The following is a 14,232-nucleotide window of genomic DNA, read 5'->3' as shown; positions in this document are numbered from 1 at the left end:
GTTCAGGACGAAGTGGGTTCGCTGTGCACGGCCAGCTGCCAGGCGCTCGGCCGGCGGGCCGGGGACACGCAGCCGATCAGCAGGCCGGAAGGGGTGGTGCGCAGGACGAGTTCGGCCTCCGCGTGGGCGGCGTCGGCGGGCCGGCAGTCGAGCCAGCTGCCGTCGGCGAGTCGCACGGTGGCCGCGGCGGCCCAGACCTGGCGGAGGCCGGCCGAGCCGAGCTCCCACCGGGTGCCGGCCGAGTCGAGCAGCACGGTGGTCTCGCGCGGGGTGTTCGGGGTGAGCCAGAGGACGATCTCCTCCTCGCTGTCGGGGGCCTGGATGTCGGCCCTGACCGGCTCGGCGGTGTCCTCGGGGGCGGTCAGCTCCCAGCCGATCCGCTCGCGCGGGGCGAACAGGCCGAGCGGGTGCTTCTCCTCCCAGGCGGCCGGCCGGACGCCCCAGCCGAGACCGCTCGCGCGGCCGGACCGGCTGTTCTCCGCGGTGACCCACATGCCCGCCGACCAGCGGGGGTTGTAGCCGAAGGCCCGGGTGCGCGGGTACGGACTGCGCAGGACCTTGGTGGCGCCCTCCTTCCAGGAGGTGACTCCGGCGGCGGAGGCGCTGACCTCCAGCCGGCGGGCGGCGCCCGGTTTCGGGGCGGTACGGGCCGGTCGTACGGCTCCGGTCCCGGCCCGCGTCCCCGCGTCGGTGCGCGCGCCGGTCCTCGCGGCCACCGGGCGGAAGTCGGTCCGCAGCCGGGCCACGCCGTCCGGGCCGGCCGCCAGGCCGCGCTCCAGCAGGGCGCTGTGGATCAGCCGGACCGGTTCGCGGACCGGCAGCCGGATCTCCCACGACGTGCCCTGCCAGGCGAGCCCGGTGCCGGACGGCACGACATGGGAGGCCGCGACGGCTTCCGAGGCGTCGCGGACGCCGAGGCCGAGGCCGATCGGGTGCCGCTCGCCGTCCGGGTGGACGAAGGCGCCCTGCCGCAGCCCGACCGTCTGGAAGATGCGGCCGGGGCGGCTGGTGAAGGCGAAGTCCTGCCGCAGGGCGCCCTCGGCGAGGGTGACCGTGCCGACGACCTCGTCCCCGCCGCACCGCTCGGTGACCCGGACCCCGTTCTCGACGGGGACGACGTCCAGGTCGCGGGGCTCGCCCTCGCGCCAGCCCGCCGGGCGGTCGGCCCGGCAGCTGGGCCAGGTGGAGACGAACAGCGGGCCGTGGTGGCCCTCGGCCAGCACCGACAGCGTGCCGTCGTCGCCGTCGACCTCGCAGACGAGCCCGCCGGAGCCGAACCGGTGCGGCTCCGGCCGCCGCGGCGCGCGCACGTGGTACGGCGGTTCGGTGAGCCGCAGCGCGCGGGAGGCGCCGTCGGGTCCGGTGACCTCCGCCTCGCGCACGACGCCGCGGTCGACGTCGACGCTCGCGGTGATCCGGAAGTCGCCCAGCGCCAGGTGGTAGTCCACGGTGCGGACGCCGTCCACCAGCCGGACGTCGGAGCGCAGTTCGTCGTCCCGGGCCTCGGTGACCGTGCCGAAGCTGTTCAGTCCCCCGAGGGCCGACCTGACCTCCGGCCCCAGGTCCGCGAACACGCTGCGCAGGACCAGCGGGATGTAGTTGTGCAGTTCGACGTTGCCGTCCTCGCCGGGCACGGTCTGGCCCACGGAGACGCAGCCGACGCGCCGGTAGAGCTTGAACGCGACGCTGTTGGCCGGGTTGACGGTGAGCCGGAGCACGAGGCAGCCGGACTGGACCATCCACTCGACGGCCTCCGTGAACAGCCGGCCGGTGATGACGCCGTTGCGGTAGGCGGGGGCGACGAAGAACATGTCGGCGATGAGCTCACCGGCGCGGGCGGAGCGCCGGCCGGTGTTGTGGAACAGGCCGAAGGTGCCCACCACACGCCCGCCGTCCACGGCCACGAGGAACGTTCCCGTGTCGCGTTCGGCGAGCTCGCGCTCCAGCTCGTCACCGGTGATGCCGCCCGCTACCGGGTTGGGGTTGTCGCGGTGGCGGTTGTACAGCGCCGCGATGTCATGCGCGTCGCCCTCCTGGTACGGGCGGATCGTGATGGACATGCCTCACCTCCTTTTCTTCGGGGGTTCTTCGGTGGGACCCGTGCGGAGGGGTCAGGCCTTGCGGCCGGTGGTGACGATCAGGGAGCCGGCGGCGGCCAGTTCCGAGCCGACGCTCGCCCGCACCGACACCTGCCTGAGGCCGCCCAGCCGCTGGCCGAGCTTGGCGTCCAGGGTCAGCTGGTCGCCGGGGACGACGAGCCGGGAGAACTTCATCGAGCTGATGGAGCCGAGGTAGCCGACGCTCTCGGAGGGGTCGCCGCCCCCGGGCTCACCGGACGCCGCGGCTGCCGCAGCCGCCTCGACGAGCTCGGCGACGTACACGACGGCCACCAGCTGGGCCATCGCCTCGACGATCATCACGCCCGGCATGATCGAGTGGTCGGGGTAGTGCCCGGCGAAGAAGGGCTCGTTCACCGAGACGCTCTTCACGCCGCGGCCCGAGACGCCGGGGACGACGTCGTAGGCACGGTCGATCATCAGCATCGGCCAGCGGTGCGGCAGCATGTGCTTGATGTCGTCGGAGGAGTAACTGTGCTTCTGCTTGGGCCTCGCGGGGGCCTCGGAGGCGATCGTCATGCTCAGACCTCGCGGGCTTCGATGAAGTCGACCAGGGCGTTGATGGAGCCGAAGGCCTCGAAGTCGTCGTCGCTGATCAGCACGTCGTACTCGTTGTTGACCATGACGACGATCTCCAGGGTGTCCAGCGAGTCCATCTCCAGACCGCGGCCGAACAGCGGCTGGTTGTCGGAGACGACGGCGGGCTCGACGTCCAGGCCGAGGCGGTCGATGATCATCGACTTGACCTTCATGTTCTTCTCCAGACGGGTCTCGGCCTGGGTGCGGATGTCCTCGAAGGTGGCGACGGACACGGTGACTTTCCTTTCACTGAGGGACAAATGCCGGGTGACTGCTGTTTTCTGCTGGTCAGTTGGGGATCATTCCGCCGTCGACGGTCAGCACCTTGCCGGTGATGTAGGAGGCGGCGGGCGCGGCCAGGAAGGCGGCCGCCTGGGCCACCTCGGCCGCGGTGCCCATGCGTCCCATCGGGATGACCTGGAGGGCCTCCTTCATATGGGCGGGCGGCACCTTCTTGACCATGTCGGTGTCGATGAACCCGGGCGCGACGACGTTGACCCGGATGCCGCGCGGGGCGACCTCGTACGACAGCGTCTTGGCCATGGCGATCACCCCGCCCTTGCTGGCGGCGTAGTTGGCCTGGCCGGCCCGGCCGGCGATGCCGCTGGTGGAGGCGATGAAGACGATCGCGCCGCCGCTCGCGTACATCTGCTTGGTCGCCTCGCGGGCGGTGTAGAAGGTGCCGGTCAGGTTGGTGCCGATGACCTCCTGCCACTTGGCGGAGCTCATGGCGGCCAGATGACCGTCGGCGGTGACCCCGGAGTTGAGGACGGCCACGTCGAGACCTCCCCAGGCCGTCCTCAGCTGCTTGTACATCGCGGCGACCTGGGCCTCGTCGGAGACGTCCGCCCGGACCGGCAGGGCCTCGCGGCCGAGGTCGCGGATCCGCTCGGCGACCTCCTCGGCCTTCGCCGCGTTGGAGCGGTAGTTGAGGGCCACGTCGCAGCCGTGCTCGGCCAGGGTGAGCGCGATCGCCGCGCCGATGCCGCGCGAGGCGCCGGTGACGAGGGCCTTGGTGCCCTCGGCGAAGAGGATGCTCACGCGGCCCTCCCCGCCATCGCCGCGGTGACCCGGTGGCTGCCGGGGTCGAAGCCCGCGGCCTCGGTGCCGAGGCCGGCCGCGACGGCGGCCTTCAGGACCGCCCGGGCGACCGCGAGGTCGAGGATGCCGAGCCCGAAGGGCGAGAAGACGATCGTGCCGTCCGTGGCCGGCGGCTCGGAGCAGCCCAGCACGCCGGCGATCTCGGCGTGCACGAACTCCCGGTGCCCCACCTCCTGTTCGGCCCTGTGCAGCGAGGTCCGCTCGCGGACGGCGTGCTCGATGTCGTCGACCACGTTGTAGGCGCCGAGCACCGACGCCGTGCTCAGGTCGCGCAGCGACAGGTGCAGGATCACCTGGCGGGACGGGCGGTCGGGGTAGGCGGCGAGGTCGAGCCAGTACGTGGAGTCGGTGGTCGCGATGCTCACCGTCTCGGCGCCGAGCGCCGCGGCCACGTCACCGGTGCGGAAGGTGATCCCCGGGTACTCGCACTCCAGTTCGGTGGCGAACACCTCGGCACGGCCCGGGACGACGTCCTGGAGCACCACGGTCTCGAGCTCGGGGTGGGTCAGGGTGAGGAAGGCGAGGACCCGCTGGTTGATGGTGCCGCACCCGACGAGGCCCGCCGTGCGCACCGGACGGGAGCCGTGCAGCGCGCCGCTGGCGAGGGCGGCGCTCGCCGCCGTCCGCGAGGACGAGATCCGGCTGCCTTCCAGCAGGGCCTGCGGATAGCCGGTGTCGAGGTCGTTGAGCACCTGGACGGAGGACGCCCGCTGGAGTCCCTGCTCGACGTTGGCCGGGAAGGACGAGATCCACTTCAGGCCCATGACGGGCTCCGGGCCGCCCAGATAGGCGGGCAGCGAGATGATGCGCGAGCCGACGGGCCGCGGCGGGCGCAGGAAGCTGGAGAAGGGCACCTGCGAGTGGCCCTGGCCGTGCAGCACGTAGGCGCTGCGGACCGCGTCGAGGACGACGGGTCCGAGGCCCTTCAGGGCCACGTCGACGTCGTCGCGACCGAGGATCCTCATGACTCACTCCTTTCGTGATCGGTGGTGTCGCTACGGGTGGTGTCGCTACAGGTGGGGTCGAGACGGGTGGGGTCGAGTCCGGTGGGGTCGAGACCGGTGCGGTCGGGCGGCGGGAAGTCCTTGAACCGCTCCTCGACCCAGGAGTCGGAGTAGACGGTGTCGAGGTAGCGGTCGCCGCCGTCGGGAAGGACGGCGACGCAGGTCGCGCCCGGTTCGATCCAGGAGGCGGCCGCCTGGAGCGCGGCCACGACGGCGCCCGAGGAGCCGCCGGCCAGGATGGACTCCTGCGCGAGCAGCTGCCGGCAGCCGCGTACGCAGTCGAAGTCGGTGACCTTGACGATCCGGTCCGCGAGGCCCGGCCGCAGCAGCGGCGGCACGACCGCAGCCCCGTGGCCGGGGATCGTGCGCCGGTGGGTGAGCTCCCACGGCTCCGGCGGCCCGAAGATCACGCTGCCGGCCGCGTCCACCGCCACCACGTTCGTGGCCAGGCCGTGGTCGCGGATGTACTCGGCGCAGCCGCGCAGCGTCCCGGTCGTGCCGGCCGCGAGGAACAGGTGGTCGGGGCCGCCCGGCAGGGCCTCGTGGATCTCCCGCATGGTGTGGTGGTGGGCCCGGGAGTTGTGCTCGTTGGCGTACTGGTTGGGCCAGTAGGCGTCCGGGACGCTCTCCAGGAGCGAGCGCACCCGCTCGATCCTGGCCGGCAGGTACTCGCCGGTGGCCGGGTCGCGGTCGACGACCTCGACCCTGGCGCCGTACGCCCGCATGATGGCGGCGTTCTGCGGGGTGGTGCGCGGGTCGATCACGCAGATCAGGTTCAGCCGGTAGAAGTTGCACAGCTGGGCGAGGGCGATGCCCAGGTTGCCGGAGGAGGACTCGACGACCGTGGAGACGCCGGGGACGAGCTTGCCGGCCCTGATGGCGTGCTCGATCATCGACTTGGCGGCGCGGTCCTTGATGGAGCCGCCCGGGTTGAAGCGCTCGCACTTGGCGTACACCTGGAACCGCGCGGGCGGGAACAGGCGGTCGAGGGCGACCAGCGGGGTGCCGCCGATCGTCGCGACGATGTCGGGGTCCCGGGAGCGGGTGGCACGGACCGCGAGGGCCGCGCCGTCGGAGGCGAGGACGGTCATTCCGGCACCTTTCTGCTGATCTGGAGCCGCAGTTCGCTGACGAAGCGCTCGCCGTCGGCGTCCGGCAGCCAGGAGTCCTCGGGAGCCGGCAGCGGCTCGCTGAGGGTGATGACGGCGTCGGGGTCGAGCCGGCGCGCGGCCCGGACGAGGTTGGCGAAGGACAGCACCAGCGTCGGGCTGGTGAAGTCGACGAGGGACGGCTTGGTCTCCTCGGGGAACTTGACGAAGAGCAGGTCGGGCAGGGCGTGTTCGGCCACCCACCGGCGGACGGCGAGGTAGTCGCGCTCCCGCTCGGCCTTGTCGGGCAGCTCCGTCCCGGCGGCCGGCAGCCGCCAGGTCTCCCGGAACAGGACGAGGTCGTCGAGGGCCACGCGCGGGGCGTGCGGCCGGTCCAGGCCGATCTTGAAGGCGTCCGCGGCGATGATCGCGACGGGCACCGCGAGCAGCTCCGCGACGCTCCAGACGCCCCCGTCGGGAGTGGTCGCGGTGACCGTGCCGTCCTGCTCCGTCAGGCCGACGGACACCGCGGGGTCGACGCGGGCGCGCTCGTCGTACGGGGCCCGCGTGAAGCCGATCAGCCGGTCCCCGGCGCCGATCGGGGCGGGCACCATGCGGCCGCTGTTGCGCTTCCACTCGACCGGCAGCAGCGGCACCAGCCGCCGGGCGCCGATCGCGGTGTTCACCTTGTCCCGCAGCGAGCCGGTGTCGGTGGTCCAGTCGAGGAACGGCAGGTCCAGGGTGGCCAGGCAGGCGTGCAGTTCGCCGAGGACGGTGGTGTAGTCGCCGGCGTTGAAGGCGTCGACCGACCTGGCCACCACCTGCAGGTCCGGGCTGTGCACGGCGAGATGGGGAGAGCGCACCGGGCCGGTCGCGAAGACCTCGCGGGCCCGCTCCTCGATGTCGGACACCGCCAGGCGCACCGGGGCCCGCTGTTCCCCGGCGAGGTCCAGCACCTCGCGCCACTTCTCGGCGAGTTCACGGGTCGCGGTCTCCACCGGGGTGGCGCCGTCGCCCCAGAACAGGCCGAGCACCTGCGTCCACACGTCGGCGAGGGTGACGTTCCCGCGGCGGCGGGCCGCGGCCCTGCGCACGAACCCGGCGACCTCCGCCTCCACCAGTTCGGCGAGCCGGTTGCCGAACCAGTCCGCCGCGTCGGCGACCAGGGCCAGCGGACGGGCGACGCCGTCCAGGAAGTCCCGTCCCAGGTCCATCCGGCAGTCCCGGAGGGAGTCCTGGTAGCAGAGCGTGCGGCCGGCGTACGCCTTGCCCTCCTCGCGGGAGGCCGACTGTCCCGTCGTCCGGACGAAGAAGTCGTCCAGCCGGTCGAGCGCCGCCACCAGCTCCTCGGCGCTCGACGCCCGGTCGATGCCGTCGCGCAGCCGGTCGAGGCCGGTGAGGACGGCGTCGAAGCGGACGAACAGCTCCGGGTCTCCGATGCCGGCCACCCGGCGGCGCAGCACCTCCTCGGCACGGACGTCGACGGGGATGTTGGCGTCCCAGGTCAGGACCCGCTGCCGGAGCAGCCGGGTCAGGATCTTCTCCACCCGCTCCCGCGCCGTCGCCGGATCCCAGCCGGTCGCCTCGGCGACGGCCTCGCCGCCGCGCTCGCCGTCCACCAGGCGCAGCACCCGGACGTCGTCCTCGCGCAGCCGCACCGTACGGCCGCCCTGCAGGACGAGCCGGTCGCCGTCGAGGTGCACGTCGGGGCGCAGCATCGGCGGGAACCACCAGCGGGCGCCCGGTTGCCCGGCCATCCAGTCGGCGAGCGCGGCCACCGTCCAGCGTTCGAGGAAGGTACGGCTGCGGGAGGTGAGCGACGGGCCGAGATCGAGGTCGACGGCGCGCTGCCCCTGCCCGACGGAGATCCACGCCCCCGGCCCGAAGAAGCCGATGGTGTCGGCCTTGGCGCAGTACCGCAGCCAGTACATGGCGAGGGTGCGTTCGCGCTGCCGGCGCTTGGACTCCTTGCCCTTCCGGGCGGCGAGGGAGTCGAGGATCTGGTAGACAGTGCGGTTCTGCCAGGCGATGGCGGTGCGCACCTTGTCGTCGGTGGCGAGCCGGGCCAGCCGCCCGGCCTCGGCCTCGGTGTCGGCGCGGTAGGCGGCGCTGAAGGCCTCCTGGCCGTCCGGCCCGCCGCCGCTCTCCAGCAGCCGCGCCGCCAGGGCCGCGCGCGGTCCGCCGAGCAGGTCGAGACCGGAGACCGGGAAGCCGGCGCTGCGGAGCAGTCCGACGCCCCACACCCGCCACGCGCTGTCGCCCAGCCGGTACGACGGTCCGAAGGCCGTCCAGTCGAGCGTGCGGGTGGCCTCGAGCGTGCCGGTCATGCCGCCGCCCCTTCCGCCGCGCCGTGGCCGAGCGCGGCCGCCAGCCGGGAGATCCCCTCGGCGATCCGCTTCTTCGGCACGTGGCTGAAGCAGAGCCGGAGCGCGTCGGCGTTCTCCCCGCCGATGCCGAAGTGGGAGCCGGGCACGAAGGAGACCCCGTGCTCGGCCGCCGCGTCCGCGAAGGCGGTGGTGTCGACGCCGTCGCGGTGCCGCAGCCAGATGTAGAAGCCGCCGTCCGGCCGCTGCCACGACCAGGGCCCGTCGGTGCCGAGTTCGGCGTCCAGCGCGTCGGCCATCAGCGTCGACCGCTCCCGGTAGCTCGCCCGGTAGGCGTCGATCAGGTCCGTCCAGCCGGACCGGGCGTGGAACGCGGCGAGCGCCGCCTGGGCGAGGGCCGACGGGGACAGCGCCATGATCTCGGTCGTGCGGCGCAGGGTGCCCGCGAGTTCCGCCGGCGCCGCGATCCAGCCGCAGCGCAGCCCCGGCGCGAACACCTTGGAGAAGGTGCCGAGGTAGATCACCCGGTCGGGGTCGAGGCCCTGGAGGGTGTCGGTGGTCCGCCCGTCGAAGCCGAGCAGGCCGTAGGGGTTGTCCTCGACGATCAGCAGGTCCAGCTCCCGGGCCGCGGTGAGCAGTTCCTCGCGGCGGGCGACGGAGAGGGTGGCGCCGGTCGGGTTCTGGAAGGTGGGGTTGCAGTACAGGAGGCGGGTGGTGCGGCCGTCGGCGCGCAGTCGCCGTACCGTCTCGCGCAGTCCCTCGGGGTCGAGTCCCGCGGCGTCCTCGGGCACGGCGTGCGGGTGCAGTCCGGCGGTGCGGAAGGCGGCCGCGGCGCCCGGGTAGGCGGGGGTCTGGCACAGGATCGTCTCGCCCGGGGCGGCGAGGCCCAGGGCCACCGCCATCAGCCCCATCTGGGAGCCGCCGGTCGGGACCAGGTTCTCGGCGGTGGTGCGCGCGGCCTCACGGCCCATCAGGTCGGTGATCGCCGGCACCAGGGCCCCCGCGACATGCGGGGTCGTGTACTGGAGGGCGAGCTTCCCGCCGAGCCGCAGGAGCCGGGAGAGCTGGGCGGAGATGACGTCCAGCGGCAGGACGTCCAGGTCGGGCAGTCCCCCGGCGAAGGAGATCAGGTCCCCGCCGCGCTCGAACAGCCGCGGCATCTCCACCGCGGGTCGGGTGTCGGTCCACATGGCGGTCAGCTCCCGGTTCTGGCCGGCAGCGCGGCGGCCAACTGGTCCTGTACGCAGGCCAGCAGGCCGGCCGAGGAGGTGAGCGCCGGGTCGGCGAGCGCCTCCGGGTCGATCTCGATGCCGTACCGCTCCTCGACGGCCATCACCAGGGCGATGGTCTGCAGCGAGTCCACGCCGAGGTCCACGAGCGGGGTCTGCGGGTCGGTGACCGTCACGGCGCAGATCTCCTCGACGAGCTGGTCAAACTGCGACTGGTTCATGGGTGGTCCTCGTCTGTGTGGGCTGTCGTGTCGTCTGTCCGATGGGGCGGGGGTCGTCGGCGCGGACCAGCAGCTCGGCCGCCTTGCGGTCCGGTTTGCCGTTCGGCGTCAGCGGTACGGCGTCGACGGGGACGATCCGGTCGGGCAGCCGGGCCCGGTCGAGGCTCCGCCGCAGCCCGTCGCGGATCTCTTCGGGCGTGAGGGAGGTCTGCACGACCAGGCGCAGGGGCGCGTCCTCGGTCTCCGGCCGGAGCGCCACCGCCGCGATCACGCCGGGGATCCGTTCGGCGGCGTCCTCGATCTCGGTCAGCCCGAGGCGGATCCCGCGCCGCTTGATCATGTCGTCGTCGCGGCCGACGAAGTAGAGCCGGCCGTCCTCGTCGAGGCAGCCCTGGTCGCCGGTGTGGAGTTCCAGTTCGCCGTCGGCGCCGCGGACGTAGCGGTTCTGCGCCTCCAGCGGGACGCCCCAGTAGCCGGCCATCACGGTGGCGCCGCCCACGACGATCTCGCCGACCTCGCGGGGGCCGAGCTCCCGCCCGGCGCCGTCGACGATCCGGACCCGGTCGCCGGGGATCGGCCGCCCGACCGAGTCGGGGTGGGCCGCGTACTCGGCGGGGTCGAGGATCGAGATGCGCTTGCACTCGGTCATGCCGTACATCGAGGCGAACGCCGATCCCGGGAAGACGTCGAGGAGTTCGGCCATGACGGCCCGGCCCGGCCGGGCGCCCGTGTTGGTGAACAGGCGCACCCCGGTGGGCCGCCGCAGCCTGCTCTGGAGCAGGGCCAGCATCTGGGCCAGCGAGGGCACGAGCGGGACGACGGTCACGCCGTGCTGCTCGATCGTCCGCAACAGGCCCCGGTCGCCGCCGCGTTCGGCGAGGACGAGGGTGGCGCCGGTGCGGGCGCAGAGCAGGGCCTGGTAGAGGCCGTAGTCGAAGGAGAGCGGGAGCCGGCACAGCACCACGTCGTCCGCGGTGTAGCCGAGGCAGGCGCCCACGGCCTCGACGGCCGCGATCATCTGCCGGTGCGGGCAGACGACGCCCTTCGGGCGGCCGGTGGTGCCCGAGGTGTAGATCAGCATCGCCACGGCGTCGTCCGGCACCCGGGCGGCACAGCCGTCGGCGGGGGCGTCCCGGATCTCCTGCCGGGCCTGTCCGACCGGGACGGTCCGGCCGGCCCGCTCTCCCGCGCCGGGCGGGCAGATCGCCAGGGCCGCCGAGCAGTCCTCGACGATGCCGCCGATCTGGAGGTCGGTCAGGTCGGGGTGGACGGGGACGAAGACGGCGCCGATCCGGAGGGTGGCGTGGAAGAGGGCGAGGAAGGTGCGGTCGTTGCCACCGGCGTGGACGACCCGCTGCCCGGGGGCGATGCCCTGGGCCCGCAGCCAGCCGGCCGCGCGGTCGACGTCCGCACCGAGTTCGGCGTAGGTGAGGACGCCGTCGCCGTCGACGACCGCGGGGTGGCCGGGGCGTTCGGCGCGGGCGCGCTCGAAGAGGTCAGACACCAGCATGGGCGGGTTCCTCCTTACCGGCGCTCTCACCGACGCGCACGAGGGCCTTGCCGATGTCGCGGGCCGTGTTGACGGGGAGGACGTCGAGTTCGGGGTGGCGGCGCTTGAGGATGTTGGCGAGGGTGCGGGCGGGCGGCAGCGACAGCGTCAGCCGGGGCGCCAGGCGGGCGAGGGTGTGCAGGCACAGGTCCCAGCGCACCGGCCGGACCACCTGGTCGACGAGCCGCCGGCGGACCGCCTCGGGGTCGGCGACGACCTCGCCGTCCGCGTTGGAGAGCAGGGCCCCGCGGGGTGCCGCGAAGGCGGTCGCGGCGGCCGCGGCGGCGAAGGCCTGCCGCGCGGACTCCATGTACGGGGTGTGGAAGGCGCCCGCGACCGGCAGGGGTTTGACGGTCGCCTCGGGCGGGGGCGCCGCCGCCAGCCGCTGGAGGTCCTCGGCGAGCCCGGCGGCCACGATCTGACCGGGACCGTTGAACGTGGCCGCGTACAGGCCGAGTTCGGCGATCCGCTCCAGCACCCGGGCCTCGTCGCCGCCGACCACGGCCGCCATCGAGGTGGGCGCCTCGGCGCAGGCCGCGGCCATCGCCCGGCCGCGGACCGCGGCCAGCCGCACCGCGTCGACGGGCGTGAGGACTCCGGCCCAGGCGGCTGCGGTGAGCTCGCCGACCGAGTGTCCGGCCGCGACCGCGGCGCCCGCCGCCGCCAGCGCCTCGTGGGCCAGCAGGCCCTGGGCGACCAGCAGCGGCTGGGTGTTCTCGGTCCGGGCGATCTCCGCGGCCGAGGCCCGGGTGCCCAAGTGGACGAGGTCGCAGTCCGCGGCCTCGGACCAGGCCCGTACGCGCTCGGCGTGGACCGGGTCGCGCAGCCAGCCGGCCATCATGCCAGGGGTCTGCGAGCCCTGACCCGGCGCCATGATTGCGAACATGTGTTCTCTCCCCCTTTCGTGTGGAGCCCGTCGCACGGCGCTCGGGCCGGCGGGCGGTGGGATGCGGATGGGATGGGACGAGGTGGGACGGGAGGCGAAGGCAAGGAAGGCGGTGGGCCGACGGGCGGCGCGGTGAGGTGCGGGCCCGGTGGCCGCCGCTACTGGCGGCCGGTGCTCCTCGCGAACCGGCGGACGGCCATGAAGCCGAAGCCGGCGAACCAGGCGACGATGTTGAAGACGGCGCCCGCCAGGCTGGAGTGCTCGCCGCTGAAGCTGTAGCCGTCGGTGAGGGCGTAGCGGGCGAGGGTGGAGACGCCGTACATCGGCGTGTACCGCGAGATCTCGAGCATGGTGCCGCTCAGCGGGATGAACAGGTTGCCGAGGAAGGCCAGCGCGGTCATCGTCAGCCCCGGCATGTGCATCACGACGTCGGGCTTGAGGGCCAGGCCCAGCGAGATGCCGAGCGCCGCGAAGACCGCGGCCCCGAGCCAGGCGACGACCAGGGACGTCACCCACACCTCGGCGTCGGCGTGCGCGCCGGTGAGGAGGCCCAGCACTCCGACGATGGCCACCGGCACGGCGGCCGTCACCACCGAGCACAGGACCTTGACGAGCAGGTATCCGGGCGGGGCGAGCGGACTCAGCGCGATCGTGCGCATCCAGCCCGCCGACTTCTCGACCGAGATGGTGGCCGCGGAACTGGTGGCGGCCATCGCGGCCCCGTACACGGCGAGGCCGATCATCATCCAGGCGGCGAAGTTGCCGTGCGGCAGCGTGCCGTGGGCCGGCGCGGTACGGAACAGGGCGAGGTAGAGGACGGCCGGGAGGAGGAGGGTGAAGATCGTGGTCTGGCGGTTGAAGCGGCGGGCCAGTTCGTAGCGGAGGAAGGTGGGGTTGACTCCGCTGAAGGACGAGGCGCGCGGGCGGCCGGGCGGCGCGGTCAAGGTGGTCATCGCGGGTCCTCCTGGCCGGTGCGGCCGTGCTGCGTGAGGGCCATGAAGGCCTCTTCGAGGCTCCGGGGGGCGACCTCGATCTCGGTGGCGGAGGTGCGGGTGACGAGCAGCCGCAGCAGGGCGTCGGAGTCGGCGGCGTCGAAGTAGTGGCGCTCGCCGCGGACCGCCACCGAGCGGACGGACGCGGAGTCGGCGACCGCGGCGGCGTCCTGCGGGCTGATCAGGGCGGAGACGGTACGGCCGCTGATGCGGGCGCGGATCGAGGACGCGGACCCGTCGGCGACGACCCTCCCCCGGTCGACCATCACGACGCGGTCGGCGAACCGGTCGGCCTCCTCCATGTAGTGCGTGGCGAACAGGACCGTCATGCCGTGCCGGGCGTCCTCGCGGACGGTGGCCCAGAACTCGCGGCGGGCCGCCACGTCCATCCCGGCGGTCGGCTCGTCCAGCACCAGGAACTCGGGGTCCGACAGCAGGGCGATCGCGAACCGCAGCCGCTGCTGCTCGCCGCCCGAGCACTCGGAGACCCGGCGGTCCCGCAGCCGGGAGACGCCGGCCCTGCTCATCACGGTCTCCGGGTCCGCGCCGGGGTGCAGCGAGCCGAGCATCCGCACCGTGGCCTCGACGGTCAGGTCGGGCAGCAGCCCGCCGCTCTGCAGGACCGCCGCCACGCGACCGGCGCGCACCGCCTGCCGGGCCGCCTCGCCGAACAGCTCCACCTGTCCCGAGTCGGGCCGGGTGAGTCCCAGCAGCATGTCGATCGTCGTCGTCTTGCCCGCGCCGTTCGGTCCGAGAAACGCCACGACCTCGCCGCGCCGGATCCGCAGGTCCAGCCCGTCGACAGCGGTGAACTCCTCGCCCTTGGCGTTGGTGAACCGCTTCACGACCGAGCTGAGCCGGGCGGCATCCGGTGACGTCACCTCCCCCGACGCCGGGCGGAGTTGGGTTTCGGTCATCTTCAGGTCCTCACGATCCGGTGGGGGGTGGCTTGACGAGAAACACTCTTGCGCGCCCCGCTATCCGCCCGAACCGAAGCGGCTATCCCTGCCCTATCGGGCCCCGGGACGGCCGAAAAGAGCCCTCCCCGTCGCCGGCCTCGCGGCCCCTGCGCGTCCGCCCCGGACCCCGACGAACTCACCCCGCCCCGCGCCGGCCGGCCGGCGACCGCCGCGGGGCGGGGG

At 73.6% G+C, this 14,232-nt stretch carries 13 protein-coding genes; all 13 read right to left on the bottom strand.

Translation table 11 applies throughout. From position 1 onward, the window contains the following. Positions 1-2: 2 nt before the first annotated feature. The 13 genes from J2X68_RS30325 to J2X68_RS30265 all read right to left on the bottom strand — a co-directional run bounded on the left by J2X68_RS30325 (position 3) and on the right by J2X68_RS30265 (position 14,007). Positions 3-2,060 (bottom strand): GNAT family N-acetyltransferase, encoded by a 2,058-nt coding sequence (locus tag J2X68_RS30325; RefSeq protein ID WP_310435792.1) that lies wholly within the window; start codon positions 2,058-2,060, stop codon positions 3-5. Positions 2,061-2,111: 51 nt separating this feature from the next. Continuing rightward, positions 2,112-2,636, bottom strand: coding sequence for a 3-hydroxyacyl-ACP dehydratase FabZ (gene fabZ / locus J2X68_RS30320; RefSeq protein WP_310435791.1), 525 nt, complete (start codon positions 2,634-2,636; stop codon positions 2,112-2,114). 2 nt (positions 2,637-2,638) lie between these two features. Further along, positions 2,639-2,929, bottom strand: coding sequence for an acyl carrier protein (locus tag J2X68_RS30315; protein ID WP_142266012.1), 291 nt, complete (start codon positions 2,927-2,929; stop codon positions 2,639-2,641). A gap of 55 nt (positions 2,930-2,984) precedes the next feature. Continuing rightward, on the bottom strand, positions 2,985-3,737 hold the full coding sequence (gene fabG, locus J2X68_RS30310) for a 3-oxoacyl-ACP reductase FabG (RefSeq protein ID WP_310435790.1): 753 nt from the start codon (positions 3,735-3,737) through the stop codon (positions 2,985-2,987). Further along, positions 3,734-4,762: a 2,3-diaminopropionate biosynthesis protein SbnB gene (sbnB, locus tag J2X68_RS30305; RefSeq protein ID WP_310435789.1), complete on the bottom strand. Its 1,029-nt coding sequence runs from the start codon at positions 4,760-4,762 to the stop codon at positions 3,734-3,736. Before sbnB ends, fabG begins: the two co-directional genes overlap by 4 nt. Then, on the bottom strand, positions 4,759-5,892 hold the full coding sequence (gene sbnA, locus J2X68_RS30300; protein WP_310435788.1) for a 2,3-diaminopropionate biosynthesis protein SbnA: 1,134 nt from the start codon (positions 5,890-5,892) through the stop codon (positions 4,759-4,761). The genes sbnB and sbnA overlap by 4 nt, the downstream gene beginning before the upstream one ends. Continuing rightward, a complete protein-coding gene (locus J2X68_RS30295; protein ID WP_310435787.1) occupies positions 5,889-8,216 on the bottom strand; it encodes a lantibiotic dehydratase in 2,328 nt (775 codons plus the stop codon). The genes sbnA and J2X68_RS30295 overlap by 4 nt, the downstream gene beginning before the upstream one ends. Next, a complete protein-coding gene (locus J2X68_RS30290) occupies positions 8,213-9,403 on the bottom strand; it encodes a PLP-dependent aminotransferase family protein (RefSeq protein ID WP_310435786.1) in 1,191 nt (396 codons plus the stop codon). Before J2X68_RS30290 ends, J2X68_RS30295 begins: the two co-directional genes overlap by 4 nt. Positions 9,404-9,408: 5 nt before the next feature. Further along, positions 9,409-9,663, bottom strand: coding sequence for an acyl carrier protein (locus J2X68_RS30285; RefSeq protein ID WP_310435785.1), 255 nt, complete (start codon positions 9,661-9,663; stop codon positions 9,409-9,411). After that, positions 9,644-11,173 (bottom strand): class I adenylate-forming enzyme family protein, encoded by a 1,530-nt coding sequence (locus J2X68_RS30280; RefSeq protein WP_310435784.1) that lies wholly within the window; start codon positions 11,171-11,173, stop codon positions 9,644-9,646. Before J2X68_RS30280 ends, J2X68_RS30285 begins: the two co-directional genes overlap by 20 nt. Beyond that, positions 11,160-12,098, bottom strand: coding sequence for an ACP S-malonyltransferase (locus tag J2X68_RS30275; RefSeq protein WP_310435783.1), 939 nt, complete (start codon positions 12,096-12,098; stop codon positions 11,160-11,162). Before J2X68_RS30275 ends, J2X68_RS30280 begins: the two co-directional genes overlap by 14 nt. A gap of 158 nt (positions 12,099-12,256) precedes the next feature. Continuing rightward, positions 12,257-13,051 (bottom strand): ABC transporter permease, encoded by a 795-nt coding sequence (locus tag J2X68_RS30270; protein ID WP_310435782.1) that lies wholly within the window; start codon positions 13,049-13,051, stop codon positions 12,257-12,259. Further along, entirely contained in the window at positions 13,048-14,007 is a 960-nt protein-coding gene (locus J2X68_RS30265) for an ABC transporter ATP-binding protein (protein WP_310435781.1), read from the bottom strand. Before J2X68_RS30265 ends, J2X68_RS30270 begins: the two co-directional genes overlap by 4 nt. Between the last annotated feature and the right edge of the window lie 225 nt (positions 14,008-14,232).

It is taken from the genome of Streptomyces sp. 3330 (assembly GCF_031456635.1).
In the GTDB taxonomy this organism is placed as follows: domain Bacteria; phylum Actinomycetota; class Actinomycetes; order Streptomycetales; family Streptomycetaceae; genus Streptomyces.
The sequence above is the reverse complement of the archived record's forward strand: the minus strand, read 5'-3'. Positions and strand labels throughout refer to the sequence as shown.

Coding starts and splice junctions, on each gene's coding strand:
- J2X68_RS30325 (WP_310435792.1), bottom strand. CDS start 2,060: ATGTCCATCACGATCCGCCCGTACCAGGAGGGCGACGCGCATGACATC.
- fabZ (WP_310435791.1), bottom strand. CDS start 2,636: ATGACGATCGCCTCCGAGGCCCCCGCGAGGCCCAAGCAGAAGCACAGT.
- sbnB (WP_310435789.1), bottom strand. CDS start 4,762: ATGAGGATCCTCGGTCGCGACGACGTCGACGTGGCCCTGAAGGGCCTC.
- sbnA (WP_310435788.1), bottom strand. CDS start 5,892: ATGACCGTCCTCGCCTCCGACGGCGCGGCCCTCGCGGTCCGTGCCACC.
- J2X68_RS30295 (WP_310435787.1), bottom strand. CDS start 8,216: ATGACCGGCACGCTCGAGGCCACCCGCACGCTCGACTGGACGGCCTTC.
- J2X68_RS30290 (WP_310435786.1), bottom strand. CDS start 9,403: ATGTGGACCGACACCCGACCCGCGGTGGAGATGCCGCGGCTGTTCGAG.
- J2X68_RS30285 (WP_310435785.1), bottom strand. CDS start 9,663: ATGAACCAGTCGCAGTTTGACCAGCTCGTCGAGGAGATCTGCGCCGTG.
- J2X68_RS30280 (WP_310435784.1), bottom strand. CDS start 11,173: ATGCTGGTGTCTGACCTCTTCGAGCGCGCCCGCGCCGAACGCCCCGGC.
- J2X68_RS30275 (WP_310435783.1), bottom strand. CDS start 12,098: ATGTTCGCAATCATGGCGCCGGGTCAGGGCTCGCAGACCCCTGGCATG.
- J2X68_RS30270 (WP_310435782.1), bottom strand. CDS start 13,051: ATGACCACCTTGACCGCGCCGCCCGGCCGCCCGCGCGCCTCGTCCTTC.
- J2X68_RS30265 (WP_310435781.1), bottom strand. CDS start 14,007: ATGACCGAAACCCAACTCCGCCCGGCGTCGGGGGAGGTGACGTCACCG.